This window comes from Micromonospora sp. NPDC051227 (genome assembly GCF_044455385.1).
Lineage (GTDB): Bacteria > Actinomycetota > Actinomycetes > Mycobacteriales > Micromonosporaceae > Micromonospora.
The window spans coordinates 711890-738400 of the sequence record NZ_JBITET010000001.1 but is presented as its reverse complement, the minus strand read 5'-3'; the positions used below and the strand labels follow the sequence as shown (position 1 = coordinate 738400).

At 70.2% G+C, this 26511-nt stretch carries 27 protein-coding genes and 1 pseudogene; 15 read left to right on the top strand and 13 right to left on the bottom strand.

Features of this window, described 5'->3' with window-relative positions; translation table 11 throughout:
* The first annotated feature begins 83 nt into the window (after nt 1–83).
* Both ACIA47_RS03410 and ACIA47_RS03405 read left to right on the top strand, forming a co-directional pair.
* Nucleotides 84–1811, top strand: coding sequence for an IlvD/Edd family dehydratase (locus ACIA47_RS03410; RefSeq protein WP_396705079.1), 1728 nt, complete (start codon nt 84–86; stop codon nt 1809–1811).
* Between the two features lie 112 nt (nt 1812–1923).
* On the top strand, nt 1924–2910 hold the full coding sequence (locus ACIA47_RS03405) for a LacI family DNA-binding transcriptional regulator (protein WP_203119871.1): 987 nt from the start codon (nt 1924–1926) through the stop codon (nt 2908–2910).
* Nucleotides 2911–3010: 100 nt separating this feature from the next.
* On the opposite strand, the gene ACIA47_RS03400 is transcribed toward ACIA47_RS03405, so the two are convergent.
* The 3 genes from ACIA47_RS03400 to ACIA47_RS03390 form a co-directional block, all read right to left on the bottom strand.
* On the bottom strand, nt 3011–4714 hold the full coding sequence (locus ACIA47_RS03400; RefSeq protein WP_396705077.1) for a cellulose binding domain-containing protein: 1704 nt from the start codon (nt 4712–4714) through the stop codon (nt 3011–3013).
* Nucleotides 4715–4890: 176 nt separating this feature from the next.
* A complete protein-coding gene (locus ACIA47_RS03395; protein WP_396705075.1) occupies nt 4891–5826 on the bottom strand; it encodes a hypothetical protein in 936 nt (311 codons plus the stop codon).
* Between the two features lie 114 nt (nt 5827–5940).
* Nucleotides 5941–6456, bottom strand: a complete 516-nt coding sequence (locus ACIA47_RS03390) for a DivIVA domain-containing protein (RefSeq protein WP_396705073.1) — start codon at nt 6454–6456, stop codon at nt 5941–5943.
* A 207-nt stretch (nt 6457–6663) separates the two neighbouring features.
* On the opposite strand from ACIA47_RS03390, the gene ACIA47_RS03385 reads away from it, so the two are divergent.
* Nucleotides 6664–7497 carry an SAM-dependent methyltransferase gene (locus ACIA47_RS03385; protein ID WP_203119879.1) on the top strand — a complete coding sequence of 278 codons (834 nt, stop codon included), beginning with the start codon at nt 6664–6666 and terminating at the stop codon, nt 7495–7497.
* A gap of 278 nt (nt 7498–7775) precedes the next feature.
* On the opposite strand, the pseudogene ACIA47_RS03380 reads toward ACIA47_RS03385, so the two are convergent.
* A pseudogene (locus ACIA47_RS03380) lies at nt 7776–7970 on the bottom strand (MarR family transcriptional regulator); the annotation flags it as partial.
* 216 nt (nt 7971–8186) lie between these two features.
* Here ACIA47_RS03380 and ACIA47_RS03375 point away from each other — a divergent pair.
* Complete coding sequence (locus ACIA47_RS03375) at nt 8187–8714, top strand: LLM class flavin-dependent oxidoreductase (RefSeq protein ID WP_396705070.1); 528 nt, start codon at nt 8187–8189, stop codon at nt 8712–8714.
* 55 nt (nt 8715–8769) lie between these two features.
* Nucleotides 8770–9984 (top strand): FAD-binding oxidoreductase, encoded by a 1215-nt coding sequence (locus ACIA47_RS03370; RefSeq protein ID WP_396705068.1) that lies wholly within the window; start codon nt 8770–8772, stop codon nt 9982–9984.
* Here the strand turns inward: ACIA47_RS03370 and ACIA47_RS03365 are convergent.
* The gene (locus ACIA47_RS03365; RefSeq protein ID WP_396705066.1) at nt 9981–10112 is read right to left on the bottom strand and encodes a hypothetical protein; all 132 of its coding nucleotides are present in this window, start codon (nt 10110–10112) and stop codon (nt 9981–9983) included. The two genes, ACIA47_RS03370 and ACIA47_RS03365, sit on opposite strands and share 4 nt — an antisense overlap.
* Before the next feature lie 81 nt (nt 10113–10193).
* Between ACIA47_RS03365 and ACIA47_RS03360 the strand changes: the two genes are divergently transcribed.
* A complete protein-coding gene (locus ACIA47_RS03360) occupies nt 10194–10895 on the top strand; it encodes a GAF and ANTAR domain-containing protein (protein WP_396705064.1) in 702 nt (233 codons plus the stop codon).
* Between the two features lie 106 nt (nt 10896–11001).
* Here the strand turns inward: ACIA47_RS03360 and ACIA47_RS03355 are convergent, their stop codons facing one another.
* Genes ACIA47_RS03355 through ACIA47_RS03345 form a run of 3 tightly spaced genes read right to left on the bottom strand, consistent with a single transcriptional unit; the run spans nt 11002 to nt 13237 of the window.
* Nucleotides 11002–11583 carry a hemerythrin domain-containing protein gene (locus ACIA47_RS03355; protein WP_203119883.1) on the bottom strand — a complete coding sequence of 194 codons (582 nt, stop codon included), beginning with the start codon at nt 11581–11583 and terminating at the stop codon, nt 11002–11004.
* A complete protein-coding gene (locus ACIA47_RS03350) occupies nt 11576–12790 on the bottom strand; it encodes a hypothetical protein (RefSeq protein ID WP_396705062.1) in 1215 nt (404 codons plus the stop codon). Before ACIA47_RS03350 ends, ACIA47_RS03355 begins: the two co-directional genes overlap by 8 nt.
* Nucleotides 12791–12826: 36 nt before the next feature.
* Nucleotides 12827–13237, bottom strand: coding sequence for an STAS domain-containing protein (locus ACIA47_RS03345; RefSeq protein ID WP_203119886.1), 411 nt, complete (start codon nt 13235–13237; stop codon nt 12827–12829).
* 273 nt (nt 13238–13510) lie between these two features.
* Here ACIA47_RS03345 and ACIA47_RS03340 point away from each other — a divergent pair, with 273 nt between their 5' ends.
* Together ACIA47_RS03340 and ACIA47_RS03335 are read left to right on the top strand one after the other, a co-directional pair.
* Nucleotides 13511–14044, top strand: a complete 534-nt coding sequence (locus ACIA47_RS03340) for a hypothetical protein (protein ID WP_203119888.1) — start codon at nt 13511–13513, stop codon at nt 14042–14044.
* Between the two features lie 64 nt (nt 14045–14108).
* Nucleotides 14109–14993, top strand: coding sequence for a pyridoxal-phosphate dependent enzyme (locus tag ACIA47_RS03335; RefSeq protein WP_396705059.1), 885 nt, complete (start codon nt 14109–14111; stop codon nt 14991–14993).
* A 4-nt stretch (nt 14994–14997) separates the two neighbouring features.
* On the opposite strand, the gene ACIA47_RS03330 is transcribed toward ACIA47_RS03335, so the two are convergent.
* Nucleotides 14998–15639 (bottom strand): HD domain-containing protein, encoded by a 642-nt coding sequence (locus tag ACIA47_RS03330; RefSeq protein ID WP_203119891.1) that lies wholly within the window; start codon nt 15637–15639, stop codon nt 14998–15000.
* Between the two features lie 131 nt (nt 15640–15770).
* On the opposite strand from ACIA47_RS03330, the gene ACIA47_RS03325 reads away from it, so the two are divergent.
* The 4 genes from ACIA47_RS03325 (at nt 15771) to ACIA47_RS03310 (ending at nt 19093) form a co-directional block, all read left to right on the top strand.
* On the top strand, nt 15771–16784 hold the full coding sequence (locus ACIA47_RS03325) for a GlxA family transcriptional regulator (RefSeq protein WP_396705057.1): 1014 nt from the start codon (nt 15771–15773) through the stop codon (nt 16782–16784).
* A gap of 10 nt (nt 16785–16794) precedes the next feature.
* Nucleotides 16795–17109, top strand: coding sequence for a MarR family winged helix-turn-helix transcriptional regulator (locus ACIA47_RS03320; RefSeq protein ID WP_396705055.1), 315 nt, complete (start codon nt 16795–16797; stop codon nt 17107–17109).
* Nucleotides 17110–17208: 99 nt separating this feature from the next.
* The gene (locus ACIA47_RS03315; protein WP_203119893.1) at nt 17209–18399 is read left to right on the top strand and encodes an MFS transporter; all 1191 of its coding nucleotides are present in this window, start codon (nt 17209–17211) and stop codon (nt 18397–18399) included.
* 64 nt (nt 18400–18463) lie between these two features.
* A complete protein-coding gene (locus ACIA47_RS03310; RefSeq protein WP_203119912.1) occupies nt 18464–19093 on the top strand; it encodes a VOC family protein in 630 nt (209 codons plus the stop codon).
* Between the two features lie 15 nt (nt 19094–19108).
* On the opposite strand, the gene ACIA47_RS03305 is transcribed toward ACIA47_RS03310, so the two are convergent.
* On the bottom strand, nt 19109–19717 hold the full coding sequence (locus ACIA47_RS03305; RefSeq protein ID WP_350852552.1) for a TetR/AcrR family transcriptional regulator: 609 nt from the start codon (nt 19715–19717) through the stop codon (nt 19109–19111).
* Nucleotides 19718–19833: 116 nt separating this feature from the next.
* On the opposite strand from ACIA47_RS03305, the gene ACIA47_RS03300 reads away from it, so the two are divergent.
* A complete protein-coding gene (locus ACIA47_RS03300; protein WP_396705052.1) occupies nt 19834–20844 on the top strand; it encodes an aldo/keto reductase in 1011 nt (336 codons plus the stop codon).
* A 15-nt stretch (nt 20845–20859) separates the two neighbouring features.
* On the opposite strand, the gene ACIA47_RS03295 is transcribed toward ACIA47_RS03300, so the two are convergent.
* Both ACIA47_RS03295 and ACIA47_RS03290 read right to left on the bottom strand, forming a co-directional pair.
* Nucleotides 20860–21687 (bottom strand): GNAT family N-acetyltransferase, encoded by an 828-nt coding sequence (locus tag ACIA47_RS03295; RefSeq protein WP_396705050.1) that lies wholly within the window; start codon nt 21685–21687, stop codon nt 20860–20862.
* A gap of 7 nt (nt 21688–21694) precedes the next feature.
* A complete protein-coding gene (locus tag ACIA47_RS03290) occupies nt 21695–23275 on the bottom strand; it encodes a LuxR C-terminal-related transcriptional regulator (RefSeq protein ID WP_396705048.1) in 1581 nt (526 codons plus the stop codon).
* 199 nt (nt 23276–23474) lie between these two features.
* Between ACIA47_RS03290 and ACIA47_RS03285 the strand changes: the two genes are divergently transcribed.
* Together ACIA47_RS03285 and ACIA47_RS03280 are read left to right on the top strand one after the other, a co-directional pair.
* A complete protein-coding gene (locus ACIA47_RS03285; protein ID WP_396705046.1) occupies nt 23475–23735 on the top strand; it encodes a hypothetical protein in 261 nt (86 codons plus the stop codon).
* A 13-nt stretch (nt 23736–23748) separates the two neighbouring features.
* Nucleotides 23749–24882, top strand: coding sequence for a cupin domain-containing protein (locus tag ACIA47_RS03280; protein WP_112588791.1), 1134 nt, complete (start codon nt 23749–23751; stop codon nt 24880–24882).
* Between the two features lie 49 nt (nt 24883–24931).
* Here ACIA47_RS03280 and ACIA47_RS03275 read toward each other — a convergent pair whose 3' ends face one another.
* Nucleotides 24932–26407, bottom strand: a complete 1476-nt coding sequence (locus ACIA47_RS03275; RefSeq protein WP_396705043.1) for a PepSY-associated TM helix domain-containing protein — start codon at nt 26405–26407, stop codon at nt 24932–24934.
* Nucleotides 26408–26511: the final 104 nt, after the last annotated feature.

Below are 26511 nucleotides of genomic sequence, written 5' to 3'. Positions count from 1 at the left end.
GCGCCGACGCACCAGCCAATCCACCACACGCGCATTGATCGCCGCGCAGGACGCGGCCGGACGGATGACAGAGAGGTGTGCTGATGTCGACGACGAATCGACCGCTGCGCAGCGGGGAGTGGTTCGGTGCGGAAGGCCGCAACGGGTTCATCCATCGGTCCTGGATGCGCAACCAGGGGTTCGCGGACGACGTCTTCGACGGTCGCCCGGTGATCGGCATCGCCACCACCTGGTCGGAGCTGACACCCTGCAACGCCCACCTGCGCGACCTCGCCGAGTCGGTGAAGCGGGGCGTGTGGGAGAGCGGGGGTCTGCCGCTGGAGTTCCCGGCGATGAGCCTGGGCGAGCCGCTGATGCGACCCACGACAATGCTCTACCGCAACCTGCTGGCGATGGAGCTGGAGGAGTCGGTCCGCGCCAACCCGCTCGACGGGGTGGTCCTGCTCTCCGGCTGCGACAAGACCACCCCCGGCCTGCTGATGGGAGCAGCGAGCGTCGACCTGCCCACCCTGATGCTGACCGGCGGCCCGATGCTCAACGGCAAGTTCCGCGGCCAGGACATCGGCTCGGGCACCGTCGTCTGGCGCTTCACCGAGGAGATGCGGGCCGGTCGGATGACCGCGGCCGACTGCTCCGAGGCGGAGGTCGGCATGTCCCGCAGCCGAGGCCACTGCATGACCATGGGCACTGCGTCCACGATGGCCTGTGTGACCGAGGCGCTGGGCGTGCAGCTGCCGGGGGCGGCCGCCGTGCCGGCGGTCGACTCCCGGCGGTACGCGCTCGCGCACGCCGCCGGACGCCGGATCGTCGCCATGGTCGAACAGGACCAACGGTTGTCCTCGGTGCTCACCCGGCAGGCCTTCGAGAACGCCGTCCGGGTCAACGCCGCCATCGGTGGCTCCACCAACGCCGTCGTGCACCTGCTCGCGATCGCCGGACGCCTCGGCGTCCCCCTGTCGCTGGAGGACTTCGACACCCTCACCGCCGACGTGCCCATGCTCGTCAACCTCATGCCGTCCGGGACGTACCTGATGGAGGACTTCGCCTACGCGGGCGGCCTGCCGGTGGTGATGAAGGAACTCGCCCCACTGCTGCACATGGACCACGTCACCGTCAGCGGCAGGAGCGTGGAGGAGAACGTCGACGGCGCCCAGTGCTGGAACCGGGACGTGATCGGCACCCTGGAGGAGCCGTTCCAGCCCGCCGGCTCGGGCACCGTGGTGCTGCGCGGCTCGCTCGCGCCGTCCGGGGCGGTGCTGAAGGTCTCCGCCGCTTCCGCCCACCTCCTCACGCACACCGGCCCGGCGCTCGTCTTCGACCGGATCGAGGAGTACGTCGTCGCCGCCGACGACCCGGACCTCGACGTCACCCCCGACACGGTGATCGTCGTCCGCAACGCCGGGCCACGGGGTTACCCCGGCTTCCCGGAGGTGGGCAACGTGCCCATGCCACGACGGTTGCTCGCCGACGGCATCACGGACATGGTGCGGATCTCCGACGCGCGGATGAGCGGCACCGGCTACGGCACCTGCATCCTGCACGTGGCGCCGGAAGCATCAGTGGGTGGCCCGCTCGCGCTGGTACGCACCGGCGACCTGATCTCCGTCGACGTGTCGACGCGCCGCCTGGACCTCCTGGTCGACGACGCGGAACTCGCCCACCGCCGCACCGCCTGGCAGCCTCCGGGACCGGTGGCCGACAGGGGTTGGGTACGGCTCTACAGCGAGCACGTCCTACAGGCGGACAGCGGCGCGGACCTCGACTTCCTTGTCGGTGGCAGCGGCAGCGCCGTGCCCCGTCACTCACACTGACGGCCACGATCGGCCGAGGTTTACGAGGAACTGATTCCATGGAAGAACGGACGGCCCGCCAGTGCGAGTTCACGCAAAGGCCGCTGTGACAGCGGCCGACCGGCCACCGGTCATGGCCGACGTCGCTCGCCTGGCGGGCGTGTCACACCAGACGGTGTCCCGGGTCATCAACGGGGCACCCAGCATCAGGCGCGAGACGCGGGAGCGGGTCCTCGAGGCGATCCGACGACTCGACTACCGCCCCAACACGGCCGCCCGCGCGCTGGTGCGCGGACGGTCCGGGATGATCGGCATCATCGGCACCGCCAGGACGCTGTTCGGTCCGACGAGCATCCATCGCAGCGTCGAGGACGCCGCCCGCGCGGCCGGCTACTTCGCCACCTCGGTGAGCCTCTCCGAGGTGACGGTACGGGCGCTCAGCGACGCCACCGAACACCTCATGCGCGTCGGCGTGGAGGGCGTCGTGATGATCGCCGGCAACGACGAGGCCCTCGAGGTGGTGCGGATGACGCGCTCGGGTGTCCCCTTCGTCGTCGTGGAGGGCGATCTGTCCAGGGCCAGCGTGACCGTCGGCGTCGACCAGGTGCTCGGCGCCCGGATGGCCACCGAGCACCTCCTCGACCTCGGGCATCGGGAGATCGTGCATGTGAGCGGCCCGCTCAACTGGGCGGAGGCCCGCGCTCGCCTCGAAGGTTGGCGTCAGGCGATGAGTTCCGCGGGCCTACGCCCGCCGGAGCCGGTCGAGGGAGACTGGAGAGCGCACAGCGGCTACGCCGCCGGGCTGCGGATCGGTGCGATGCGGGGGGCCACGGCGGTGTTCGCCGCCAATGACCAGATGGCCATCGGTGTACTGCGCGCGTTGCACGAGCGTGGACGGCGGGTGCCACACGACGTCTCTGTCGTCGGATTCGACGACGTGCCCGAGGCGCCCTACCTCATCCCGCCGTTGACGACGATCCAGCAGGATTTCGACGCGGTCGGTCGGCGGGCCATCACCGCCGTCACCCAGGCCATCGACGACACGGTGCCGCAGCGTCTGCCGCTGGTCGTCCCCAAGCTCGTGGTGCGGCAGAGCACGGCGCCACCGACCGCTACCTGAGCAGCCGACCATCTGGACCGGTTGCCCGCCGACGGGCGGGAGCCCCAGCGTGTGGCCGGGGCTCCCGCGACGTCGATGGTGTTCGTGGCGAACGAGGTGTTCAGAGGGTGAAGACGAGCGTGGAGATGCTGCGGGCGCCGACGTTGATGGTGGCCTGGCCGCCGTTCACGCTGGTCGGCTGGCTGGCCGCGTTGGCGTTCTGCGAGGTGAGGTAGTGCTCGGCCCGGCTGACGTTCTGCGGGGCCTGGATCACGGCGTTGTTGACCGCGCTGTTCGAGCGGTTGAGGATCACCAGGGTGATCTTCCCGTCCCCCTGGTAGGCCGTCACCTCCAGCGGTGAGGCCTTCGAGCTCTTCGTCAGGGCGACCCGCTGGTAGCCGGGGCGGACGTACTTCGCGTACTGCGAGAAGGCGTACCCGCGCTTGAGCGGAGCGCCCGCGACGGTGCCGAACGCCGACTCACCGTCACCGATGAAGGAGTAGTAGCGCTTGCCGTACCACCAGATGTAGGCGTTCCAGTTGGCCTCCATCGACTTGTGCACGGTGCGCATGATGTCGTCGAGGGTCTCGTTCCAGACCGCCGCGTTGGCGGGGTTGCCCCAGATGTTGGAGCCGCCACCGTCGGCGGCGTGCAGGTTCCACTCGGTCATCCACACCGGCTTGTTGTGCTGCTCCGCCAGCGAGTACGGCCGCAGTCGGCCCGACTCCTCGGTGCCGTACAGGTGCCCGCCGACGTAGCCGATGTTGTTGCGGGCGGTCGCGTCGTTGAGGGTCGGATCGGTGTAGCCGTAGTTCATGTTGACCGCCTCGGCCACCATCAGCTTGGTGTTCTGCACCTTGGTGCCCTGGTCGCGCACGAAGGTGCGCAGCTCGGTGCCGCTCCAGTCCATCGAGTCGTAGTCCGGGTGCCAGTCCGGCTCGTTCTGCACCGACGTGACATCGATGGGTACACCCTGGCCGCGCATGTACTGCACGTAGCTGTTCAGGTGGTTGGCGTAGTCGTCGTAGTAGTCGGTCTTCAGCTTGCCGCCGTTGACCCGACTGTTGTTGGTCTTCCACGCCGCCGGCGCGGTCCAGGGCGAGGCGAGGATCTTCACGTTCGATCCGTACGACTTCGCCGTCTTCAACGAGTTCACGTGCGTCGCCCACTCGCTGGATTCCGGAGACAGGCCGGTCCGCACGATGGAGAGCCCCAACTGGTTCGCACCCATCCCGACCAGCGTCTGGGTGTCCGTCGTCGACCAGGCGCTACCCCAGATCGACTGCGCGGCCCCGAAGCCGTCGACCGTCTGGTACCTGGTCGCGCTGTTCACAGTGATGTCCGCCGGCCCGTTCGGCGGCGGGGTGGTGGTGGGCGGCGGGTCCGTCGGCGGCGGGGTCGGCTCGGTGCCACCGGTGCAGCCCACCCCGTTCAACGCGAAGCTGGTCGGATCGGGGTTGCTGCCGGTCCACGAGCCGTTGAAACCGAACGAGACAGTCCCGTTGGTCGGGATGGCCCCGTTGTAGCTGACGTTCCTGGCGGTGACGGTGGTGCCGCTCTGCGTCAGCGTCGTGTTCCACGCCTGCGTGACGGTCTGTCCGGCGTTGTAGTTCCAGGTCAGCGTCCAACTCGTCACAGCGTCACCGAGATTGGTGATGGTGACGTTGGCGCCGAAACCGCCCTGCCACTGCGACGACACGCTGTACTTCACTGCACAGCCGGCGGCTGCGGCCCCCGCTGGCATCGCCACGGCGACCGCTGCCGACGCCAGCAGGACGGCACCGGCCGACACCAGGGCGGCGTTGGTCACTCTTCTTCTTCTCATGAAGCTCCTCCTGAAACGGTGGTGGCATTCCACGCCTCGGGAGGGCTCGTCTGCGGTCGGATTCAGCGATGGTAGGGGCGTGAATGGTTGGGAGCGCTCCCAGATGCCTGATCCGAGAAAGCTAATTCGTATAACGAATCCTGTCAATGCGATCGGACCTGGTGCCAACGGTGCCGTCACCGGCCGCAGGTGCCGCACTGCCGCCGATTGCGCAGGTGGTAGTCGGTGGACGCGACGAGCAGACCCAGCCCGATGGCGAGGTACGCCGACATCGCCACCCACAGGAACGCGTCGGAGAACTCGCTGTGCGAGCCCGACGTCACCTGCACCATCCCCATGCCGAAGTAGGCCACGATGCCCGCGCCGAGCCCGAAGCCGGGCGCCAGCAGCAGCAAACGAGGAATGGTGCGCCCGGCGAGCAGCGGAACCCACCCCGGCCAGACCTCACCCCAGTGGTACACCAGCGCCAGTGGCAACAGCACTCCGGCCAGCACCAGACCGATCTCCAGCCCGAGCAGGGAGGCGCTCTGGTCGACGCGGTCGAACCCCATTACGAACTGGGCCGCGAAGCGGGTCACGAGACCGCCCACAGCGGCCCACGCGGCCCAGCGCGCCCACCGCGCGGGTGCCGAGCGCCGCGTACCCGGTCGGACCGTCCGGCAGCAGTCTGGGCAGTCGCCCCGGGTGCGCCGCTGATAGCGCGCGGTGGCCAGGCTGAGCAGTACCGCTCCGGTGACACAACCGAGCCGGCTGACGAACGCCAGCGGGTCGAAGAACGGGCCGACGGTGAACAGCAGGAAGCCCACCAGCTCCGGCAGCAGGATCGCGGCTGCCGCGACCAGTGCTCCGGCGACCGTCCAGGCGAGCCCCGCGAGCGCCGGCCGCCAGGCCACCACCCGGTCCAGGGCAACCGCCAGCCCGCCCGCGGCGGCGCACAACGCCACCGACCACCAGCCGGTGAAGCCGAGCAGGTCGAGCCCGAGCCGCCCGAACTCCGGAGCCTCACCGACCGTCCAGGCCAGACGCACGCCCCCGTATGCCACGGCCCAGCCGAGCACTGCGTACGTCAGACCGTGGAGGCTCCGCTCGGCGATCCGTGTCGATGTCGTCATGCACCGATCCTGCCGGCGTCCCGCAGTGGGCGGACCCCGCTGACAGGGGAAGGCGCTCCCTCGCAGGAGGGAGGTACCGACGGTGCGGGCGGCGATCAGCGTGGGCGGCGCCGGCTATCCGGACTGGGTCGGGTCGTCGGACTCGAACAGCGCCGAGGTAGGCGGTGTCGAACGCGGATCACGGGCGGTGTGAGTGATGCCGGCTGCCTGTTCGTGCGCCCGGTTCACGATCGCCTCCGCCTCCCGGCGGGCGGCGCTCACCGTCTTCTCGGCGTCGAGCTGCGCGGCGTTGAGGACGTCGTCGGCCTGCTCCTCGGCGAGTTTGAGGATCTTCTCCACCTGGGGTCCCAGGTGGGCGAATGTGGATCTGTTCGCTCTCCGCCGCTGTCGCTCGGCGACGCCCGCCGTGCCCGTAGCCGTTCCGTCGCCGGCCACGCCGGTCGGCTCGTCGCGGTTGGCTAGGCCGTCCTCCACCAGGTCAGACTCTGTCGTACCGATCAGGGAGAGCCCGATTCCGAGCGCGGCGACCGCGACTCCGGGCCAGACCGCGTCCGGCCCGAGGGATGAGCCGACCGCGACGCCGACGCCCAGTCCGAAGAGGACTGCTGCGGTCTTGGCCGGCTTGCGCATGGGGTCCTCCTCAGGTGGTACGGGATCTGGGCCTCCCGTTTCAGCATGGCGAGCGAGTCAACCTCACTCGGTCTTCTGTGGAGTGAACGGGTGTGGTGTGAATCCTCGGCCTTCTATACCGTGGCACGGTCACGGGTGGCCACTTCCTCGACCGGGTGGGCCGTCCCGTGACGACGTCGCCTACGCGTTCGACATGGGGGTTTCGTCGTGACCAAGGAATCGCCGACGCCCGGCCGGCCCGAGGCTGGTGCGGCTGACGTGCAGCAGAAGATCGACACGTCGGTGCCGCATTCGGCGCGGATCTGGAACTACTGGCTCGGTGGCAAGGACAACTTCGCTGTCGACCGCGAGGCCGGGGACCAGTATCGCCAGGTCTTCCCCGGCGTCGTCGACGTGGCCCGGGCCTCTCGGCAGTTCCTGGTTCGCTCGATCATGTTCCTCGCTGCCGACGCGGGCATCCGCCAGTTCCTCGACGTCGGCACCGGGCTACCGACCGCCAACAATACGCACGAGGTGGCCCAACGGATCGCCCCGGACGCGCGGATCGTCTACGTCGACAGCGACCCACTGGTGCTGGTGCACGCCCGCGCGTTGCTGGTGGGCACGGCCGAGGGCAGGACCGCCTACATCGACGGCGACCTGCACGACCCGGCCGCGGTCATCGCCGAGGCTGGCAAGACGCTGGACTTCGCGCAGCCGATCGGTCTCATCCTCAGTGGCGTCATGGGTCACGTGCCCGACTACGGGGCGGCCCGTTCGGTCACCCGGCAGCTGGTGGCGGCACTGCCGAGCGGCAGTTACCTCTCGCTGAACGACGGCACGAGCCTGATCAGCGCCGAGATGCAGCAGGCGCAGGACGACTACAACGACAGCGGCGCGACTCCGTACACCCTGCGCTCTCCCGACGAGATCGCCGGCTTCTTCGACGGCCTGGAGCTGGTCGAGCCCGGCGTCGTGCCGTGCCCGCAGTGGCGGCCGGACGACGCGGTCGACACGCCGGCCGACATCGATGCCTTCGGCGGGGTGGGCCGTAAGCGCTGACGCCGCCGGCGGTACGGACGGTCAGCTGCTCTGATCGGCTGGCGGGAGGACGCTCTGCACCGCCACGCAGGGGTCGTGGCGGGTGCGGCCGCGTGGATCGCTTCGGCGGCCCGGGCGGCGAGGTCGCGAAAGACTTCGCGCTGCTCCTCGGGTAACCCACCCAGCACGTGGTCCTCGGCGTGGGCGACCCGCCGCTCGGCCTCGGTGAGCGTCTGGCGTCCGCGTTCGGTGGCCACGACCCGTCGGGCCCGGCGGTCCTGGGGGTCAGGCCTGCGCTCGATGAGACCGGCGTTCGCCAGGTCGTCGATGACGTAGGTCAGCACGCTGCGGTCGATGGCCAGGCGAGCGGCCAGGGCACCCTGCGTGGGCACCTCTTCGTGCACGACGACGGCCAGGATGTGGTATCCCCGGCTGCCGTGCGGCAGATCCTTCAGCAGTTCCTCGACGCGCTCGTGCCAGCGGCGCAGCACCATGCCCAGCGACCAACCGAAGTTCGAGCCGCGCTTGCGGTCGGCCGGCAGCTCGCACGGATCGGTCACGGACATGTCCCGATGCTAGTGGCCGATGCGTTGATCATGATTCGACATCGCGGCAGCCCAGGAATGATTGGCGGCAAAGATGGGTTGCCTGACAAACGATAGGCAAAGAATATGATAGGTTGATCAAACGATCGCGTGGATGGTGAGGCAATGTCGGAATACGGGCACGAACTCCGGTTTGGGTCGTTCCTGACACCCAGCGTGCACGACCCGGATCAGGTGGTGGCGCTGGCCGAGCTGACCGAGGCGGCGGGGCTGGACCTGGTCACCTTCCAGGACCACCCGTACAACGCGGAGTTCCTCGACACCTGGACCCTGCTGAGCTGGGTCGCCGCCCGCACGCAGCGGCTCCGGATCTCCGGGAACGTTCTCAGCCTGCCGCTGCGCCCGCCGGCCGTGCTGGCCCGGGCCGCGGCGAGCCTGGACCGGTTGTCGCACGGCCGTTTCGAACTGGGCCTCGGCGCTGGCGCGTTCTGGGACGGGATCGAGGGCATGGGGGCACGTCGGCTGACCGCGGGGCAAGGAGTCGCGGCCCTGCGGGAGGCGATCGACGTCCTGCGCGGCGTCTGGGACGACCGGGCCGGTCCGCACGACCGTCGCGCTGGCCGAGCGGCACCCCGGCCTCGACTACGACGCGCTGCCGCCGTCGCTGGCCGCCAGGTCCGTCGAGCCCGGTGATCAGGAGTACGACCGGGTACGCCACACCTACAGCTGGCACGGCTCGCCGGCCCTGGTGATCCGTCCGCAGAACGCCGCCGAGGTGGTCGACGCCGTGTCGTACGCCCGGACGCAGGATGTTCCGCTGTCGGTGCGCAGCGGCGGGCACGGCATCAGCGGCCGGTCGACGAACGACGGGGGAGTCGTCGTCGACATGTCGAGGATGAACAAGGTCGAGGTGCTCGACCGGGCGACCCGTCGGGTGCGACTGGAGCCGGGTGCCCGGTGGGGCGACGTGGCCCAGACGCTCGCCCCGTACGGCCTGGCCATGAGCTCGGGCGACTACGGAGACGTGGGCGTCGGTGGTCTCGCCACCACCGCCGGCGTCGGATACCTGGCGCGCAGGCACGGCCTGACCATCGACCACGTCGTCGCCGTCGAGATCGTCACCGCGGATGGCCGTCTGCTCCGCGTCGACGACGAGCATCACCCCGACCTGTTCTGGGCCATCCGCGGCGCCGGTGGAAACTTCGGTGTGGTCACGGCGCTGGAGCTGGAGGCGTACGAGGTCGACAAGGTCGTCTACGCCCAGCTCGTCGCTGACGCGACCGACACCGCCGGACTGCTGCGCCGGTGGGGCCAACTGGTCGAGGACGCGCCACGGGAGTTGACGAGCTTCCTCTCCCTCTTTCCCGGCCGCCGTGGCAACCCCCCGGCTGCCCAGGTCACCCTCGTCTACGCCGGTGACGACGTCGAGGCGGCGCAGTCCGCCCTGAGCCCGTTCCTGGGGATCGGGCCGATCCTCGACCAGCAGGCGCAGCTCGTGCCGTACCCGGCGATCGTCGTGCCGCCGGGCAACCAGCATCGGGGGCAGGGGCTGAAGGACACCCGCAGCGGTCTGTTGCACCACGTCACACCGCAGGCGGCCGACCTCATGGAAAATATGATCCATTCCGGCGATGTGATGATCATGCAGTTGCGATCCGTCGGTGGGGCGGTCAACGACGTCGCCCGCGACGCGACCGCCTACCCGCACCGGGAGCAGAACTTCTCAGTGCTCGCCGCCACGGTCCCGGACCGTCGGCCCCAACTCGACAAACTGTGGGCCGAGCTGTACCCGTACCTCGACGGCCTGTATCTCAGCTTCGAGAGCGACACCGATCCGGCTCGACTGCTGGATGCCTGGCCCGAGCCCACCCTCGGCCGGCTGCGCGCCATCAAGGCCAGCTACGACCCGGACAACGTCTTCAACCGGAACTTCCCCATCCCACCGGCTGAGCCGGTCGACTAGAGGGCGCCGGACAGGTAGTCGCGGCGACGCTGCGGTTCGAACTTCTCGATCGCGTACCGCAGCATGACCCGTGGCATGACCCGGTAGCTGGTCACGGTGCTGCGTGCACCGGGATGTGTGCCTCCCATGCCTGAGCCAGGGTGTGAGCGGGTGGCGCCCGGGTAGGAACGAGACGGCCGGCGGACGCCAATCGGGAAGGACACACCGCGATGCAGCCGATCAGATACCCGATCGATGCGTTGGTTGAGTTGGGCCGGGTCAGGCTGGACGAGAGCAACCTCGACGACATGCTCCGCCGCATTGCCGAGCTTGCCAAGGAGGGCATCGACGGCGCCAAAGAGGTGTCGGTCACCCTGGTCCGGGGTCAGGCAAACTGGACCGTGGCCTTCACAGCCGACCTGGCCCGTGAGATGGACGAGTGGCAGTATTCGCACCAGCGGGGCCCGTGCCTGGATGCCTCCGCCAGCGGCGACACCATATCGGTGCCGGACACGGCCGCCGAGCAGCGTTGGCCAGCCTGGGCGGCGAGGGCGCGCGCCGCCGGAGTGGGCAGTTCGCTGTCGATCGGGCTCCCGATCCAGCGGTCGGTGGTGGGCGGGCTCAACGTCTACGGCGCCTCGGCGGACGCCTTCGACCCGTCCTCGATCGCCACCGCGCGGGGCTTTGCCGCGTACGCGGCGGTGGCACTGGCCAACGCGCACCTGTACGAGAACGCCGCCACGCTCGCCGCGCAGATGCAGGAGGCGATGCGGAATCGGGCGGTGATCGAGCAGGCCAAGGGGATCATCATGGGGGCCCGGCGTTCCTCGCCGGAGGAGGCGTTCGCGCTGCTGTCGAAGATCTCCCAGGACACCAACCGGAAGGTGCACGACGTCGCCGCGGCCCTGGTCGATCAGGCAGTTCGGCGGTGAGATGAGAGTGGAGGATCCGGATGATCACCGATCGGTCGAGGGGCCGCCCGCCCGGTGCGGGCGGCCCCTCGTATGGCCGATCAGGCCACTGTTCGGTCGTACCGGATCAGCTGTCGGAGGGCTTGCGTACCGCGTCGCGAACGCGGTCGATGACCGCCAGCGCGGGACCGACAGCCAGGTTCGCCGTGGCCGACTGGGCGCTGGGGTGTGGCCGCGTCGGCGCGGACGCTTCCGCCGCCCGGACCCCCGTGGCGAGACTGCGCAGTCGGCCTGCCGGGACATGCTGGCGTAGCCGGGGGAACTCGTAGCGCTCCTCGTAACGGGCATGCAGAAGGACAGCGTCGCGCAGCAGGATGATTCCCGTCTCGAAGCCGTCGGCGTCCACGCCGCCGGCGATCAAGGTCTGCAGGGTCTCCTTCGCCTGCCGCTCCTCGTCGAGCCGGTCGTCGACCATCGCGTCACCACCCCCACCAGGCAGCGTCCGGGCGAGCGGGTGGACGATCTCCTCCTCGGCGGTCTCGTGCGCGGCGAGGAGCTTGACCAGATCGTCGAAGGCGTCGCGCCGGGTGTCGCCGGTGCCGCCGATGACCAGCAGGAAGAGCTGCTCGATCTGGGCGTGCTGGGCGAGCAGCAGGTCGACCACGTCTTCCTCGGGCCCTGGGGTGGCCGGGGTGCCGGTGTCAGGCATGGCTGCCGCCTTCGGCGCGCAGTGCCTCGATCGGGTGCGGACCCTCGGTCTCGATGCGGTACTCGTCGCCGAAGCGTTCCCGGTGCATGTCGATGACCTGTTCGCTGGGGGGCTGCTGGCCGTCGTGCAGTTGCTGCTGCATCCACTCGAAGCGCTCGTGGGCCTCGGTGACGTAGCCCTCGCCGAGCTTGGTCGCGTCGATCTGGGTGGCCAGCAGATGGCGCAGGTAGTCCTTGTTGGGCTCGAAGGTCAGCGGCTCGGGAAGGCCGACACTGCCGACGATCTCCTCCGGCTCCCGGCCGTCATGGCGGCGTAGCAGGTCGGCGGCCTGCTGGAGGTGGGCCAGCTCCATCTGCAGGTGCAGCTCCCAGATCGCCTTGATCCGGGGGTCGCTCTCCTGCTGGAGGAAGGAGTAGTAGAGCCAGCACTCGTTGTACTCGTGGGTGAGCAGCCGCTCCCACCAGTTCTCGCCCGGGTCCAGCAGTGACTCGTAGTGGGTGACGTGCTCCTGCTCGATCAGGCTGATCTCCTGGTAGAGCTGGCGCGCGATCGGCTCCATGTACTGCGGGCCGACGTTCATGTAGTAGAACATCACCTGCTGCTCCGCTGAGAGGATCGTCAGCGCGTGCAGCTTCGAGCGCGGGTCCACCGAGTTGCGGTCGTACGGGGTGCGGACCTCGTCGAAGGGGTGCCGGTGCTCCTGGACCGTCGGTCGGCCGGGCATGACCTCGGTGAGCCCGTCGACAATCTTCTCCGCCTTGCGTCGCTCGACCATCTCGTAGAGGTTGGCGTAGCGGTACAGGTGGTCGAAGTCCTCCAGCACACCGAACTCGTACGCCTGCTTGAGGTAGGGGTCGGGTTCGTGGCGGGCCACCCAGGCGGTGAGGTCGACGGCCACCTGCTCGTAGCCGAGCGTCGTCTCCAGCACGCTGGCGACACCGGGGAGCAACCAGTTCACCACCCGCTGCTGTTGGCTCTCCAGGTAACGGACGTAGGCGAGTTGCCGACGGACCTCCTGGTCGGGGCAGTTCCGAGCGAACTGGTGCTGGAAATTGATCGCCTCGACCTCGATGCCGTTCATCGTGATGATCCGGCACCGGGTGTAGGGGTCGACCGCCTCCGGATCGATCGGGTCGACGTTCAGTTCACGCCAGTTGCGGATCTGGTTCTCGAGTGGGATTCCTTTGTGGTCCAGCGGATTGAACATGTCTCTCCTTATGGGGGGGGACGGTGGCCGTGCCGCCTACGGTGTGGTGGCGACGGAAGGGCCGAGGGGCTGACGCGACGGTGCGGCACGGCGGGGCAGGGGTGGGACCACGCCGACGACGCGAGCACCGGTCGGCGTGGACGTGCCGTGAAGTTCGAGATGTCCCAGCACCCCGGCCACGCCGAGGACCCGGAGGACGAACGGCGAGGGATCGCGGAGCGTCAGCCCACCTCCGGCCTGGGCGGCCAGTTGGTCGGCGTTGAGCAGGGCGCTGACGGCGTGCGCGCCGAAGAAGCGGACCGCCGAGAGGTCCACGACAACCAGTGGCGTGGGCGAGCGGCAGAGGAACTCCACCAGCTCGGTGAGCAGGTGGGCGTTGCTCATGTCGATCTCGCCGACGACCCTGATCTGGCTGAGGGCACCGTCGCGGCTCAACGACAGCGACATGATCGGCCTGCCCGGGACGGACCGGCGGTCGGGTCGTGGAGACCGGAGTAGGGGATTCTGACCGGTCACGATGGCCTCCGCCCTCGATGAGGGTGGCCCCCCGCCGCGTGTGTGCCGAGGCGTGGATGACCACTGGAGGGCGCGTGTCTTGACCCGATAGAGACCCTACCCGCGGGATCCGGACGCAAACCAACCACACCACCCGGGATGGCGTCCGAGGAAGCTCGTGGGCCGGCGGGGTGTAGGTGCACGCTCGGTGGGTAGGGGCCGCACATGCTGAAGCGAGCGGTGTGGCAGGGACTGGTGGCGGGCCTGGCCGGAGCGGCGGTGATGACGGCCGCCGAGAAGATCGAACAGCGGGTGACCGGACGACCCGACTCCTACGTGCCGGCCCGGGTTCTGGCCAGGCTGACCGGCCTGCCGGAATCCTCCGGGCAGCAGCCCCGGTGGCAGAACCTGGCGATGCACTACGGCCAGGCCGCGCTGCTCGGCGTGCTGCGCAGTGTCATGGCGCAGGTCGGGCTGCGCGGCGTTTGGGCTTCAGGGATGTTCACGGCGGTGCGCCTGACCAACGACCAGATCCTGGAGAACGCCACCGGCGTAGGGGCGCCTCCGCTCACCTGGCCCCGCCCCGAGCTCGCCATCGACGTGTTGCACAAGTCCATCTACGCGTTCGCCACCGGAGCGGTGGCCGACGCGCTCGCCGCCCGCGACGGGGCGGGTCCCGGGCAGCGACACGCGGCACTCCGTCCCGGTCGGCACTCGGACGTCGGTCCGCTACCCCGGGCAGCCGCCCATCGGGCATAGCCGGCGTGGAGCCTCCGACGGCCACGAAGCTGCGTGCGGGGCCGCGAAGTGTTTAGCTGCACGGATGATCACACCCGTTCCCCTCGGTACATGGCCGACGCCGTTGGAGGCGGCGCCCCGGCTCGCCGCCCGGCTGGGGCTGGCCGAGCTCTGGTTCAAGCGTGACGATCTGACCGGCCTCGGCGGGGGCGGCAACAAGATCCGCAAGCTGCGGTACGCCTGCGCGCAGGCGATCGCCGCCGGCGCCACCACGGTCATCACCTCGGGGGCGCCGCAGAGCAACCACGCCCGGCTCACCGCGGCCGCGACCGCGCGGCTCGGCCTCTCCTGCGTGCTGGTGCTCGCCGGCCCGCCCCCGGAGAGCCCGCGAGGCAACCTGCTGCTCGACGGGCTCGCCGGGGCGGAGATCGTCTGGGCCGGGGACCGTCCGCTCGCCGAGCTGGTGGCGGTCGAGGCGGAGCGACGGTCGGCGTACGTCATCCCGTTCGGCGGCACCTCACCCGCGTCGGTCCAGGGCTACGTGGACTGCGCTCGGGAGCTGCGGGCCCAGCTGCCGACCGTCGACGGGGTCGAGGTCGTGACGGCGCTCGGCTCCGGCGGGACGATGGCCGGTCTGGTGCGGGAGCTGGGCCCGCAGCGGGTGATCGGCGTGGATGTCGGCGCCGTGCCGGACCCTCGGGCGACAGTCGCCGGGTTGCTCGTCGGCGAGGTCGAGCCGGACGCGCTGCGGATCGACGGCACCCAGGTGGGTGCCGGGTACCGCACGCTGACCGAGGCCGCCCGGGCGGCGCTGGAGGTGACCGCGCGTACGGAGGGGGTCTTCCTGGACCCGACGTACACCGGTCGGGCGATGGCGGCGCTGCTGGCCGGCAGCTTCCCGCGCGGCGACCGGGTCGTCCTCCTGCACAGCGGCGGGCTGCCGGGGCTCTTCGGCCACCCCGAGCTGTAGGGGTTCATTCCGGCCAGGCAGAGCCCTCGATGACCCGGACGAAGTCGATGTGGCGGTAACCGGGCACCCGGTGCTCCAGTACGTCGCCGTTGACGGTCCCGAAGGTGGTGTCCGGCCGGTGCCGGAAACCGGCTGCGAAGGCGTCGACGATGGCCCGCTTGAAGTTCGGCCGCGGGTGTGCCGTGGTGACCGCCGCGATGTCGGCCGGCGACAGCTCGTGGTAGCCGATCCCGAGCACGTCCGTCTCGACACCCGCGGTGACCAGGGCCACCTCGGGCTCCAGGCGGTACGGAATCTCGGGCGTGGTGTGCAGGGCGATCCCTTCCCAGACCAGTCGGGCCTCCTGCTCGCCGATGCCGTTCGAGCGGAGGAAGCGGCGTGCCTCGTCGGCGCCGTCGAGTTCGAAGCGTTGATCGTCGCGCCGGTAGCGTTCGGTCAGTCCCAGGTCGTGGAACATCGCTCCCACGTAGAGCAGCTCGGGGTCGGCCTTCAGGCCGAGCCGCCGACCCTGGAGCGTGCCGAAGAGGAAGACCCGCCGCGAATGATGGAACAGCAGGTCGTCGGTGGCCTGGCGGACCAGTTCGGTCGCGTCGGTGGCGAGCTGCGAGTCGGGGATCTCGATGCCGGCGATCGTTGTCTGGCTCATCACGGTCCTGTCGATTCGGGAGCCCGGCCGGGCTCCGATGCGTCAAGCGTCACCCGCCCGATCCGCCGGATACCCTGTCCTATCTGCCATGCTTCCCTCAGATCAGGACAACAACGGAGGGGGTTGACGCGGTGGACAGCCGGGCGGCAGGGGTGCACCGGGTCACCGCCCTCGTCTTCGACGGGATGACGTTGCTGGACCTCGCCGGACCGTTCGAGGTCTTTGCCGAGGCCGCCAAGTTCGGCGCCCGGTACGAGCTGGAGGTGCGCTCCAGCGATGGTTCCGCCGTTCGTGCCTCGACGGGTCTGCGCGTCCAGGTGGATGGCGCGGTCGACGCGGCCACCGACGTCGGGACCGCCCTCGTGGTCGGCGGCGACGTGCTGGCGGTGCGCCCGATCAGTGCCGAACTCACCGCCGCCGCAGCAGCGCTGTCGCGCGGCGCCGACCGCACCGCCGCGGTCTGCACCGGCGCGTTCGTCCTGGCCGCCGCCGGCCTGCTGGACGGTCGGCGGGCGACCACGCACTGGCAGCACGCGCGGTTGCTTTCGGCCGCTTTTCCGCAGGTCAGTGTCGAGATTGACGCGATCTTCGTACGGGATGGGACGGTCTTCACCTCGGCCGGCGTGTCCGCGGGCATCGACCTCGCGTTGGCCCTCGTGGAACGCGACCACGGTCCGGAGATCGCCCGGTCGGTGGCCCAGTCGCTCGTTGTCTTCCTGCAGCGGCCGGGCGGCCAGTCGCAGTTCTCGCCGTCGCTTGCCCTGCCCCGACCCCGCACTCCGGTGCTGCGACAGGTTATCGACGCGGTGGCTGCCGACCCGGCCGACGACCACTCGGTGACGGCCCTCGCCGCCCGGGCGCATGTCAGCCCCCGTCACCTCTCCCGGATGTTCCGGCAGGAGGTTGGCAGTAGCCCAAGCAAGTACGTGGAGGGCGTGCGGGTCGACGCGGCCATCCGGCTGCTGCACGCGGGGAAGTCGGTCACCGCTTGCGCTCAACAGGTCGGCATTGGCAGCCCGGAGACATTGCGTCGGATGTTTCTCGCCCGGGTGGGGGTGCCGCCCCGCGCCTATCAGCAGCGATTTCGAACGACGGAGCGGGACTCGGCGATGATGCCGGACGACGAGGGCCCGCCGGACTGGTGAACCGCGCGGCGTGCCCCCCGGTGCGATGGCGCCGGAGCTGGCCCGGCTGGCCGGCCGCAACAAGCAGACGATGGGCGCGATCCTCGACGAGTTGGAGCGGCTCGGCTACGTCCGGCGTACGCCCGACCCGGCCGACCGCCGGGCAAAGTTGATCGTGCCGACGGATCGGGGCCTCAGCTTCACGGCGGCCTCCGACGGCTTCGTGCACCTGATCGAGCAGAAGCTCGCCGACACGCTCGGCCCCGATCGCTACCGCGACTTCAGAGACGCACTGGCCCGTGGCGTGGCGAGCCTCGCGGCGACCGGCCAGGACACCGAGGGCTGAGCTGGCATGTGCCGGCGCCAACCGGGTACGCCGCCGTGGCCCCGGGGGTCGGCGGAACGCCCAGGCTGACCGCTTTTCACGCAGCCGAGGAGCACCGACATGCCTATCGCGGGGCGGGGCCGACTCACACCGACGGTCTCCCTGGTGCTGCTGGCGTCGATCCTGGTGTCGTTCCTGGCCGCATCGGCGGCCCCGACCCCGCTCTACGGTGTGTACCAGGAACGCTGGCACTTCTCGCCGGTCACCACCACCGTGGTGTTCGCCGTCTACGCCCTAGCGGTGCTGGTGTCGCTGCTCACGTTCGGCAGGTTGTCCGACCACGTCGGTCGGCGGCCGGTGCTGGCCGTCGCGATCGCGGTGCAGATGCTCGCGTTGGTCGTCTTCATCTTCGCCAACGGCGTTGCGGCCCTGCTGGTCGCCCGCCTCGTGCAGGGGCTGGCAGCCGGCGCCGCCACCGGCGCGGTGGGCGCCGCCATGCTGGACATCGACCGGGCCCGGGGCACGCTCGCGAACTCGATCGCCCCCGGCATCGGAACCGGGACCGGTGCCCTGCTCTCGGCGCTGCTCATCCAGTTCCTGCCCGCGCCGACGCGACTGGTGTACCTCGTACTGCTCGTGATCCTGCTGATCCAGGCCGTCGGGGTCGCGCTGATGCCGGAGACGGTCACCCCGATGGCCGGGGCCCGACGCAGCCTGCGCCCGGATGTCACGCTGCCCCGCTCGGTGCGCCAACCGGTCCTGGTCGTCGTCCCGGTGCTCTTCGCGGTCTGGGCGCTGGCCGGGTTCTTCGGCGCGCTCGGCCCGGCGCTGATCCGCAGCCTCATGAACACGTCGATCGTGATCGGCGGTCTGGTCCTCTTCGTCTTCGCCGTCTTCGGGTCGATCGCCGTGCTGGTACAGCGCAACACCGCCGCGCGGACCGTGATCCTGACCGGAATCGTCGCGCTCATCCTGGGCATGATCGTCACGTTGGTAGCGGTCATGGCGCAGTCCATCCCGGTCTTCTTCGTCGGCCTCGCGCTCGGGGGCGTCGGCTTCGGCAGCGGCTTCCAGGGCAGCCTCAAGACGGTCATGCCGCTGGTCGAGGCGCACCAACGCGCCAGCGTGCTGTCCGTGCTCTACGTCGTCTGCTACGTCGGCTTCGGTCTCCCCACGGTGATCGCCGGCTTCCTCGTGGTCTACGCCGGCGGCCTGCCGAGGACCGCCGACGAGTACTCCGTCGCGGTCATCCTCCTCGCTTTGGTCGCCCTGTCGGGGGTACGCAGGGCCACCAGGATGGCGCCGGGCTGAGGCCGGGAAGCCGGCGCCGAGCACTGACGCAAGCAGCAGCGCGATGATCAGAAAGGGAGGGGCGATGAGCCCGAAGGTGGCCCAGGGCGACGCGAGTACGACGTCGCGGATCGAGAGCCTGGACGTCAAGCTTGAGGTGATCGTCATCCCGGTGTCGGATGTCGACCGGGCGAAGGCGTTCTACGAACGGCTCGGGTGGCGGCTCGACCAGACCCCGCCCGGCATCGTCCAGTTGACGCCGCACGGCTCCGCGTGTTCCGTACAGTTCGGCCCCGGGCTGACGTCGGCGGCACCCGGCTCGGCCATGGCATACCTGATCGTGTCCGACATCGAGGCGGCCCACGACACCCTCGCCGCCGCCGGTGTCGAGGTCGGCGACGTCTTCCATGTCAGCCCGGACGGCCCGGTCGACGGGCCGGACCCGCAGCGGCGCAGCTACTTCTCGCGCGCCACGCTGCGCGACCCGGACGGCAACACCTGGCTGATGCAGGAGATCACCACCAGGCTTCCCGGACGCATCGAGGGTGGCCTCACGTCGTTCGGCTCCACGAGCGACCTGGCGAGCGCGCTTCGACGCGCGGCCGCCGCGCACGGCGAGCACGAGAAGCGTACGGGCGAGCATGACGACAACTGGCCCGACTGGTACGCGGCGTACATGGTCAGCGAGCAGTCGGGGGCCAAGCCGCCCGAGTGAGTTCGCGGGCGGACCTCAGCGCAGTCCGCGGATGAGGTTGTCGACCAGGGTGCGGGCGAAGTCCTCGGTGAGCGGCAGGTCGGCGATGAGAAGCCGGTGATAGCAGGCGCCCCAGAGTTGGTCAACGACGGATTCGGGGTCGATGTCGGCGCGTAGCTGCCCCCGGGCCATGGCCCTGGTGAGGGTCTCGACGGCGAGGGCCCGACGGGGTCCGGAGTAGCGCTCGCGGTACGCGGCAGCCAGTTCCGGATCGGTCTGCGCCTGCCCGATGAGCTGGCTGATGACCCGCCCGGCGGTGGTGTCCCGCACCAGGTGGACGAAGGCGACGAGCTGGTTGGTCAGGTCGGCGACGATGTCGGCGGTGTCGGTGAAGGCCAGGGTTGGCGCGACGACGGTGAAGTAGCCGTCCAGCGCGAGCGCTCCCTTGGAGGGCCACCACTTGTAGATGGTCATCCGGCTGGCTCCGGCGTGGGCCGCGACCTTCTCGATGGTGAAGCCGGCCATGCCCTCGGCCAGCAGGAGTTCTCCGGCGGCCGTGAGGATCTCCGCGCGTACCTGATCGGCGGGGCGACGGCCGCGACCACGGCGCGCCGGCGTCTGGGCATCCGGCGTGAGCTCGGCCACTGGTCCTCCCGGTTATATGGACACGCTGTCTACTTGCTGGTTATATGGACACAGCGTACACAGCGGTGTCGGGACACCACGACGCACCGCGACGACGACCGAAGGAGACGAGGGACATGACAGGTCTACGACGGCGACGGTTGGGTGCCTCCGGGCCGGAGGTGTCGATCATCGGGCTCGGCGCGATGGGCATGTCCGACCTGTACGGGCCGGCCGACGAGACGGAGAGCGTCGCCACGTTGCACGCGGCGATCGACGCCGGTGTGAACCTGATCGACACCGCGGACTTCTACGGGTCGGGTCACAACGAAATGCTGATCGGCCGGGTGCTGCGGGAGCGTCGCCGGGACGAGGTGGTGCTCAGCGTGAAGTTCGGCGCACGCCGGACGCCCGACGGCGGCTTCCAGGCGGCGCCGTACGATGTGTCGGCGGCGGCGGTGAAGGACCGGCTGGCGTACTCGCTGCGACGGTTGGGCACCGATTACATCGACATCTACCGGCCGTCGCGGCTGAACCCGCAGGTGCCGGTCGAGGAGACCGTGGGCGCGCTGCTGGAGATGCAGCAGGCCGGCTACATCCGGCACATCGGGCTTTCCGAGGTGGGCGCGGACAGCATTCGCAGGGCCGCGGCGGTGGCGCCGATCAGCGATGTCCAGATCGAGTACTCGCTGCTCTCCCGGGGCCCGGAGGCCACCATTCTGCCGGCGCTGCGGGAGCTGGGCATCGGGTTGACCGCCTACGGGGTGCTGTCCCGAGGTCTGCTCAGCGGCCACTGGTCGGCGGACCGTGCGCTGACCGGCACGGACTTCCGGGCCAACAGCCCACGGTTCCAGGGCGAGCACCTGGCCGCCAACCTGCGCCTGGTGGACGCGCTCGGTCGGGTCGCGCAGCGGCTGGGTGCGACCACGAGCCAGGTGGCGATCGCCTGGGTGGCGGCACAGGGCGAACAGATCGTGCCGTTGGTCGGGGCGCGGCGGCGGGACCGGCTGACCGAGTCGCTGGCCGCGGTCGCCCTGGTGCTCGACCGGGACGCGCTGGACGAGATCGAGCGTGCCGTGCCGGCCGGCGCCGCCTCCGGCCAGCGGTACGCGACCGCCATGATGGCGCTGCTCGACAGCGAGAAGTGACGCCGGCGGGCGGCCTCAGGAAGCTGCTCGCCAGACCCAGTTGCGGCGTTCGTAGAGCGGCACCAGCCCGGCCCGGAGCATGTTGTTCAGCGACGGGTTCTGCTGACCGGGCGCGGGCTTGCCGGTCTCGGCGAACAGCCACCGGCATCCCGCCTCGGCCGCGGCTCGGGCGCGGGCGGCGATCAGCGCCGACTGCGCCCCGAGGCCGCGGTGACCAGTGGCCGTCGCGGCGGCGTTGAGCGACGCGGCCTCGTCGTGCAGGAACAGGTTGCCGCCCGCGACCAGTTCGCCGTCGTCCCAGGCCGCGTACGGTCGCCACGTCGCCTGGCCGACCGTCGCGGCCAGCATGTCGGTGAGCCCACCGGTAGGCATGCCGAACCCGCTGAGCACCACGTCGGCCCAGCGCCGCGCCTCGACGGCCGGCACCGGGGCGACGCGCAGACGGGTCTGCGCCGCAGCGACGTCGCCGGGTCGGGCGGCGAGCTTGACCCAGGTGCTTCCCGGCTCAAGCCCGCGCGCGGCAGCGACCTCGTCGAAGCCCGCAGGCAGCACCGAGGGAACGAGCTGGAGGACTGCCTGGTCGACGCGCTGCTCCCGGTAGAAGTCGAGGACGCGATCCAGGGTCTGCACGGTGAACGGCTCGGTGGTGCCGAAGCCGAGGGCCTTGTTCCAGTACCCACCGGAGGGATCGTTGCGCATGGCGAGGGCGACACCGCCGCCGATGCGGGTGGTCGCGATCCCGAGTTCGGTGTACGCGGGCCCGGGTGCCTGTGACTCGTAGGAGTACATGAATTCGCACTCCACGGCTTCGGCGAGCGGGGTCAGGTCGGCTGGCGCGGTCATCGGCTGATTATCGTCTGGTCCGTTCCCAGGCCCGTACCAGCTGCATCCGATTGTGAATGCCCAGCTTGTGATATATGGAGCGGAGTTGGGTGTCCACGGTGTGGAAGGAGACGAAGAGACTCCTGGCCGCCTCCTTCTTCGTGGCACCGGCGGCGAGCATCTCCGCCACCCGCTCCTCGGCGGGGGTGAGCGCGCCGATGCCCCGGCTTGGCGGCTCATCGATCGACGGCCGGTGGCGCCCGGTGGCGGCGAGGTCGGCGCAGCGCCGGTCCGCGATCGCCTGGTCGCCAGGAGCGCCGATCCGGGCGTAGAGGGCAGCCGCCTCGTGCGCGGCATCGCGCGCCTCCCCGAATCGCGCCCGGGGACTGTTCGCGAGGTCGAGCAACGCGTCGGCCAGCGCCGGCCGCGCGGCGGTGGTGCGCAGCCGGTCGACCGCCGAACGGAGGGCGTCCGGGTCGCCGTCGCGCAACCCTCGGCTCTGGTCGGCCAGCGCGTGCCACAGCGGCACCGGGGTACGGGTGGAGACCAGCTCGACCAGTTCGGTGACCCGGCGGGCGGCCCGGGTGTCGTCGGCCGCCACCGCCGCGCGTACCAGTCGTGGGCCGAAGTGCGGCACGGGCAGGAGTGACCGGACCGACCGGTGCAGGTCGGCGACGACAGTGGTGAGCAGGCCGGCCGGAGCGCTGAGGGCGGGGTCGCGCACCGCCACACAAAACGCGAACGTCCACAACGTCCGGTCGGGCCACCGGTCCTCGGCGAGGCAGGTGCGCAGGATGGCGCGGGCGTCGTCGTGTTCGCCACGGCGGTAGCGGACCTCGCCGATCACCGCGACCAACAGGGCACGTACCTCTCTACTGACGTCCGCGGAGCCGGAGCTGAGTGTCGTGACGGCCAGCGCGGCCGCCTCGGGCAGCTCTCCCACAGCCACCATGCGCAGGCAGTCCAGCGCGGTCAGTCCGGTGAGTGAGACGTCGCTCGCGTCGGGCGCCTGGCGGGTCGCGGCCCGCGCGTCCTGGTGTCGGCCCAGGCCGAGCTGCACGAGGATCCGTTCCGCCCGGATGGACGGGGCGTCGGCGCGTGCCGCCCAGGAGTCCGGGTCGAGGGCCGCCAGCACAGCCTGGGCACCCGGCAGATCACCGTGTGCGAGCGAGCGGGCGGCCCGGCCGAGGGCGAGGTGGCGAGCGGACGTCGGGTCACCCGACGCGGCGTGCGCGGTGCCCGCGTCGCGCAGCAGGGCATCGGTGTCCGGATGTCCCGTGCGGGCCGCGATCGTGGCGACCAGGGCGAGCAGGGTGCCGCGGCTGCGGGCGTCCAGTCGGAGGTTCAGCGCCTCCCTGAGACCGGCGAGGGCGATGCTCGGCTGCTCCAGTGCCACGATCTGCGCCAGGCGACCGAGCAGGAGGGCGCGGTGGCGCTCACCGCCGCGACTCGTCGCGATCTCCGCCGCCAGAACGTGGATCAGCTCCATCCCGCGCCCGGCGAGCCGGAGCTGATCTGCGGTGGCGAACAGCCGATGCCGTCGTTGCTCGGCGTCGGCGGCGAAGTCGTCGGCCGGGACCATTCCGGCGTTGAAGGATGATTCGGACAATGCCCTTCTCCCCGGTTGTTACCAGGCGCGTCGAAATGCCGTCCTGCGACCGAGCCTAGTCATGGCCGGCAGGCACGGGCGACCACATCGACCAATCGGCGGGATTGCGCCCAATGACCTGCGCCGTCCGGGATTTGGCGCCTGGTAATGGCGCGATCACGTGATGCGACGGTCGGTCCTCGGCGCCGATCATCGAATCATGGCCCAGCTCATCGAACTTCCCGGTCTGCGTCGGCTCCGGGTCGTACTGCTGATGTTCGTCCTCTATGCCGGCACCGGGGCAGGTGGTCACGCTCCGGCGTGGACCCGCCTGGTGCTGATGGCGACCGCCGCGGCGATTCCGGTCGCGATCGCGGTCCAGTACGGCTGGCCCGGACTGCGTGCCCTGCTGGGGATCTCGTCCCGGCTACGGCTGCGGGGTGGATCCGTTCCCGCGCCCACTCCGATCCAACCCGAGTGAGGAGACAGCGACCATGGCGAACAGCGATCCGGAACCGCGGCGCGGCGACCAGGGCGCCGCGCCTTTCGCGGGCCGCAACGTCGAGCTCGAACGGCAGAACCCGGACCTCCTGGTTCCACCGACGACCGACAGCCGGCTGGTGCCCAACCTGAAGTTCTCGTTCTCGCAGGCGCACACCCGGGTGGAGAAGGGCGGCTGGACCCGGGAGGTCACCAGCCGAGACCTCCCGATCGCCAGTCAGTTGTCCGGCGTCCAGTTCGGTCTCGAGCCGGGCGCGTACCGGGAGATCCACTGGCACCAGCAGTCGGAGTGGGCCTACATGCTCAGCGGCAGCTGCCGGATCAGCGCTGTGGACCACGAGGGCCGCAACTTCATCGAGGACGTGAAGGCCGGCGATCTGTGGTTCTTTCCGCAGGGCGTGCCGCACAACATCCAGGCGTTGGAAGACGGCGCGCAGTTTCTGCTGGTCTTCGACGACGGGGCGTTCTCGGAGAACAACACGTTCCTGCTCAGCGACTTCTTCGCACACACCCCTCGGCACGTGCTGGCCAAGAACTTCGGCTGGACGTTGGAACAGATGGAGAACCTGCCCGAGCGGGAGAAGTACATCTTCCAGGGCGACGTCCCACCACCCCTGCAACAGGACCGGGTGGTCAGCCCGACCGGCGACATCCCACGAAGCTTCAAGCACCGGATGCTCGCGCAGACCCCGCAGCGTTTCCGCGGCGGAACTGTCCGGATCACCGACTCGACCAACTTCGCCGCCTCAGTGACCACCGCAGCGGCCCTGGTCGAGGTCGAGCCGGGAGGGATGCGCGAGTTGCACTGGCATCCCACCACCGACGAGTGGCAGTACTACATCTCCGGCACCGGACGGATGGGCGTCTTCGCCTCGCAGGCCGCCGCCCGGACGTTCGACTTCCAGGCCGGCGACGTGGGTTACGTCCCGTTCGCGTACGGCCACTACATCGAGAACACCGGCGACGAGCCACTGGTGTTCCTGGAGATGTTCCGCCATCCCCGCTTCGAGGACATCTCGGTGATGCAGTGGATGGCAAACACGCCCCACGAGGTCATCGCCGACACGATCAACGTGCAGAAGTCGATCGTCGACAGCCTGCCGAACACCAAACAGGTGGTGATCTGAGCGGAGCGTCCGTCCGTCCTCCGACGGACGGACGGACGGTCCGGTGGACTCAGCTCCCCGCGGGTGCCGGGGAGGTGGGAGCCGCGGCAGGTTGTCGGCGTCGAGACACCGCACCCACCACCACGTCGATGGCGAGGAAGGCGAGCACTGTGAGCCCGAACAGGGGCAGCGTCCAGCCGATCGCCACGGTCACCGGTACCCCGATCAGCAGCGCCCAGAGCGGCAGGCCACGTACTCCGCCGCGGGCTGGCGGCGTGCCGGCGATCGCACGGCGGTCGGCGCGGGTGGGTCGGCGTTGCCACCACATGCGGTAGCCCCAGAAGATGACGCAGAGCAGGCCGAGGGCGAGCGCGGCGAGCAGGATCTGGTTGACCAGGCCGAAGAGGATCCCCATGTGGGCCTGGATGCCGAGGCCGCTCAGTTTGGCCAGCACTGGCCAGTCGGCGAAGTCGCTGCGGGCGGTCACCGTGTCCGAGGCCGGGTCGACGGCGATGCGGTCCTTCCTTACCGGCCAGGTGTTGTCGACCTGCGTGACGGTCCAGGCGGAGCCCGGCTCCGGCGCAGGGCTGATCTCGACCGGCCCGGCGAGGCCCGCGCCGCGAGCGACCGCCAGGACCCGGTCGAAGGCCGCCGACTCGACGACCCCGCCCGCCCCGGCGGCACCGTGCTCGTGGCCCCCGCCGGTCTCGGCAGGGGCGGGCGGACCGGCGGTGAGGCTGGTGGAGATCTCCGGGGTGCGGGCGCTGAGCGCGTCGAGGCCGGCGGCGAAGTTCGCGCCGGCGTAGCGGGACCAGGTCAGGCCGGTGACCGAGAGGAAGAGCAGCCCGACGGTGAGCCAGATGCCGGTGGTGGCGTGCCATCCCCGGGTACGGCGGACACCCTTGCCGGTGGACAGGTCCGGCACGAGCAGGTGCCGGGCGGCGGCTCGGGCGGCGCCGCGTCGACGCCACCAGAGGATGACCCCGCCGAGCGCCATCACCCACAGCCAGCTCGCGGCCAGTTCGGAGTAGTGCTCGCCCACAGTGCCCAGGTGCAGGTGGCGGTGCAGGTCGTCCAGCCAGGTCGTTGCCGGCGTGGACCCGAACCAGGTCATGAGCTGCCCCTGGGGCTCGCCGGTGTACTGGTTGATGTAGACGGTGTGCTGGTTCTCGCCCAGCTCGGGCAGGGAGAACACCACTCTGGTGGTCCGGTCGCCGTCGCCGGGTTGCACCGTGGTGATGCTGCCGTCGGGGTGCGCGTTGCGCGCGGCCCCGATCTGCTCGGCCAGCGGGAGCTGACGGTCACCCACCTGGGCGACGGTCAGCTGGTCGCCGTAGAGGATCGCGTCGAGTTGCGGGGTTGTGGTGTAGGCCAGACCGGTCAGTGCGGCGACCACCAGGAACGGGGCGACGAGGATGCCGGCGTAGAAGTGCAGCCGCAGCAGCAGCGCGCCGAACGGTGACGTGCGCCGGGCGGGTCGGGCCGGTTTGTCGGTGGTGGTGGCGGGCTCCGGCGTCGGCGTGCCGGACAGTTCGGTGAGAGACATGGTGATCCGATCGAAGAGTCGGGAAGCACCCGAGGCTGTTTCCCGTACTGGTCTGGTCGCCCGGTGAGGTGTCGCGTCGGCCCTGACTGGTGGTCGGGGGAGAG

Coding starts and splice junctions, on each gene's coding strand:
- ACIA47_RS03410 (WP_396705079.1), top strand. CDS start 84: ATGTCGACGACGAATCGACCGCTGCGCAGCGGGGAGTGGTTCGGTGCG.
- ACIA47_RS03405 (WP_203119871.1), top strand. CDS start 1,924: ATGGCCGACGTCGCTCGCCTGGCGGGCGTGTCACACCAGACGGTGTCC.
- ACIA47_RS03400 (WP_396705077.1), bottom strand. CDS start 4,714: ATGAGAAGAAGAAGAGTGACCAACGCCGCCCTGGTGTCGGCCGGTGCC.
- ACIA47_RS03395 (WP_396705075.1), bottom strand. CDS start 5,826: ATGACGACATCGACACGGATCGCCGAGCGGAGCCTCCACGGTCTGACG.
- ACIA47_RS03390 (WP_396705073.1), bottom strand. CDS start 6,456: ATGCGCAAGCCGGCCAAGACCGCAGCAGTCCTCTTCGGACTGGGCGTC.
- ACIA47_RS03375 (WP_396705070.1), top strand. CDS start 8,187: ATGTCGGAATACGGGCACGAACTCCGGTTTGGGTCGTTCCTGACACCC.
- ACIA47_RS03365 (WP_396705066.1), bottom strand. CDS start 10,112: ATGGGAGGCACACATCCCGGTGCACGCAGCACCGTGACCAGCTACCGG.
- ACIA47_RS03360 (WP_396705064.1), top strand. CDS start 10,194: ATGCAGCCGATCAGATACCCGATCGATGCGTTGGTTGAGTTGGGCCGG.
- ACIA47_RS03355 (WP_203119883.1), bottom strand. CDS start 11,583: ATGCCTGACACCGGCACCCCGGCCACCCCAGGGCCCGAGGAAGACGTG.
- ACIA47_RS03350 (WP_396705062.1), bottom strand. CDS start 12,790: ATGTTCAATCCGCTGGACCACAAAGGAATCCCACTCGAGAACCAGATC.
- ACIA47_RS03345 (WP_203119886.1), bottom strand. CDS start 13,237: ATGTCGCTGTCGTTGAGCCGCGACGGTGCCCTCAGCCAGATCAGGGTC.
- ACIA47_RS03340 (WP_203119888.1), top strand. CDS start 13,511: ATGCTGAAGCGAGCGGTGTGGCAGGGACTGGTGGCGGGCCTGGCCGGA.
- ACIA47_RS03335 (WP_396705059.1), top strand. CDS start 14,109: ATGATCACACCCGTTCCCCTCGGTACATGGCCGACGCCGTTGGAGGCG.
- ACIA47_RS03330 (WP_203119891.1), bottom strand. CDS start 15,639: ATGAGCCAGACAACGATCGCCGGCATCGAGATCCCCGACTCGCAGCTC.
- ACIA47_RS03315 (WP_203119893.1), top strand. CDS start 17,209: ATGCCTATCGCGGGGCGGGGCCGACTCACACCGACGGTCTCCCTGGTG.
- ACIA47_RS03310 (WP_203119912.1), top strand. CDS start 18,464: ATGAGCCCGAAGGTGGCCCAGGGCGACGCGAGTACGACGTCGCGGATC.
- ACIA47_RS03300 (WP_396705052.1), top strand. CDS start 19,834: ATGACAGGTCTACGACGGCGACGGTTGGGTGCCTCCGGGCCGGAGGTG.
- ACIA47_RS03295 (WP_396705050.1), bottom strand. CDS start 21,687: ATGACCGCGCCAGCCGACCTGACCCCGCTCGCCGAAGCCGTGGAGTGC.
- ACIA47_RS03285 (WP_396705046.1), top strand. CDS start 23,475: ATGGCCCAGCTCATCGAACTTCCCGGTCTGCGTCGGCTCCGGGTCGTA.
- ACIA47_RS03280 (WP_112588791.1), top strand. CDS start 23,749: ATGGCGAACAGCGATCCGGAACCGCGGCGCGGCGACCAGGGCGCCGCG.
- ACIA47_RS03275 (WP_396705043.1), bottom strand. CDS start 26,407: ATGTCTCTCACCGAACTGTCCGGCACGCCGACGCCGGAGCCCGCCACC.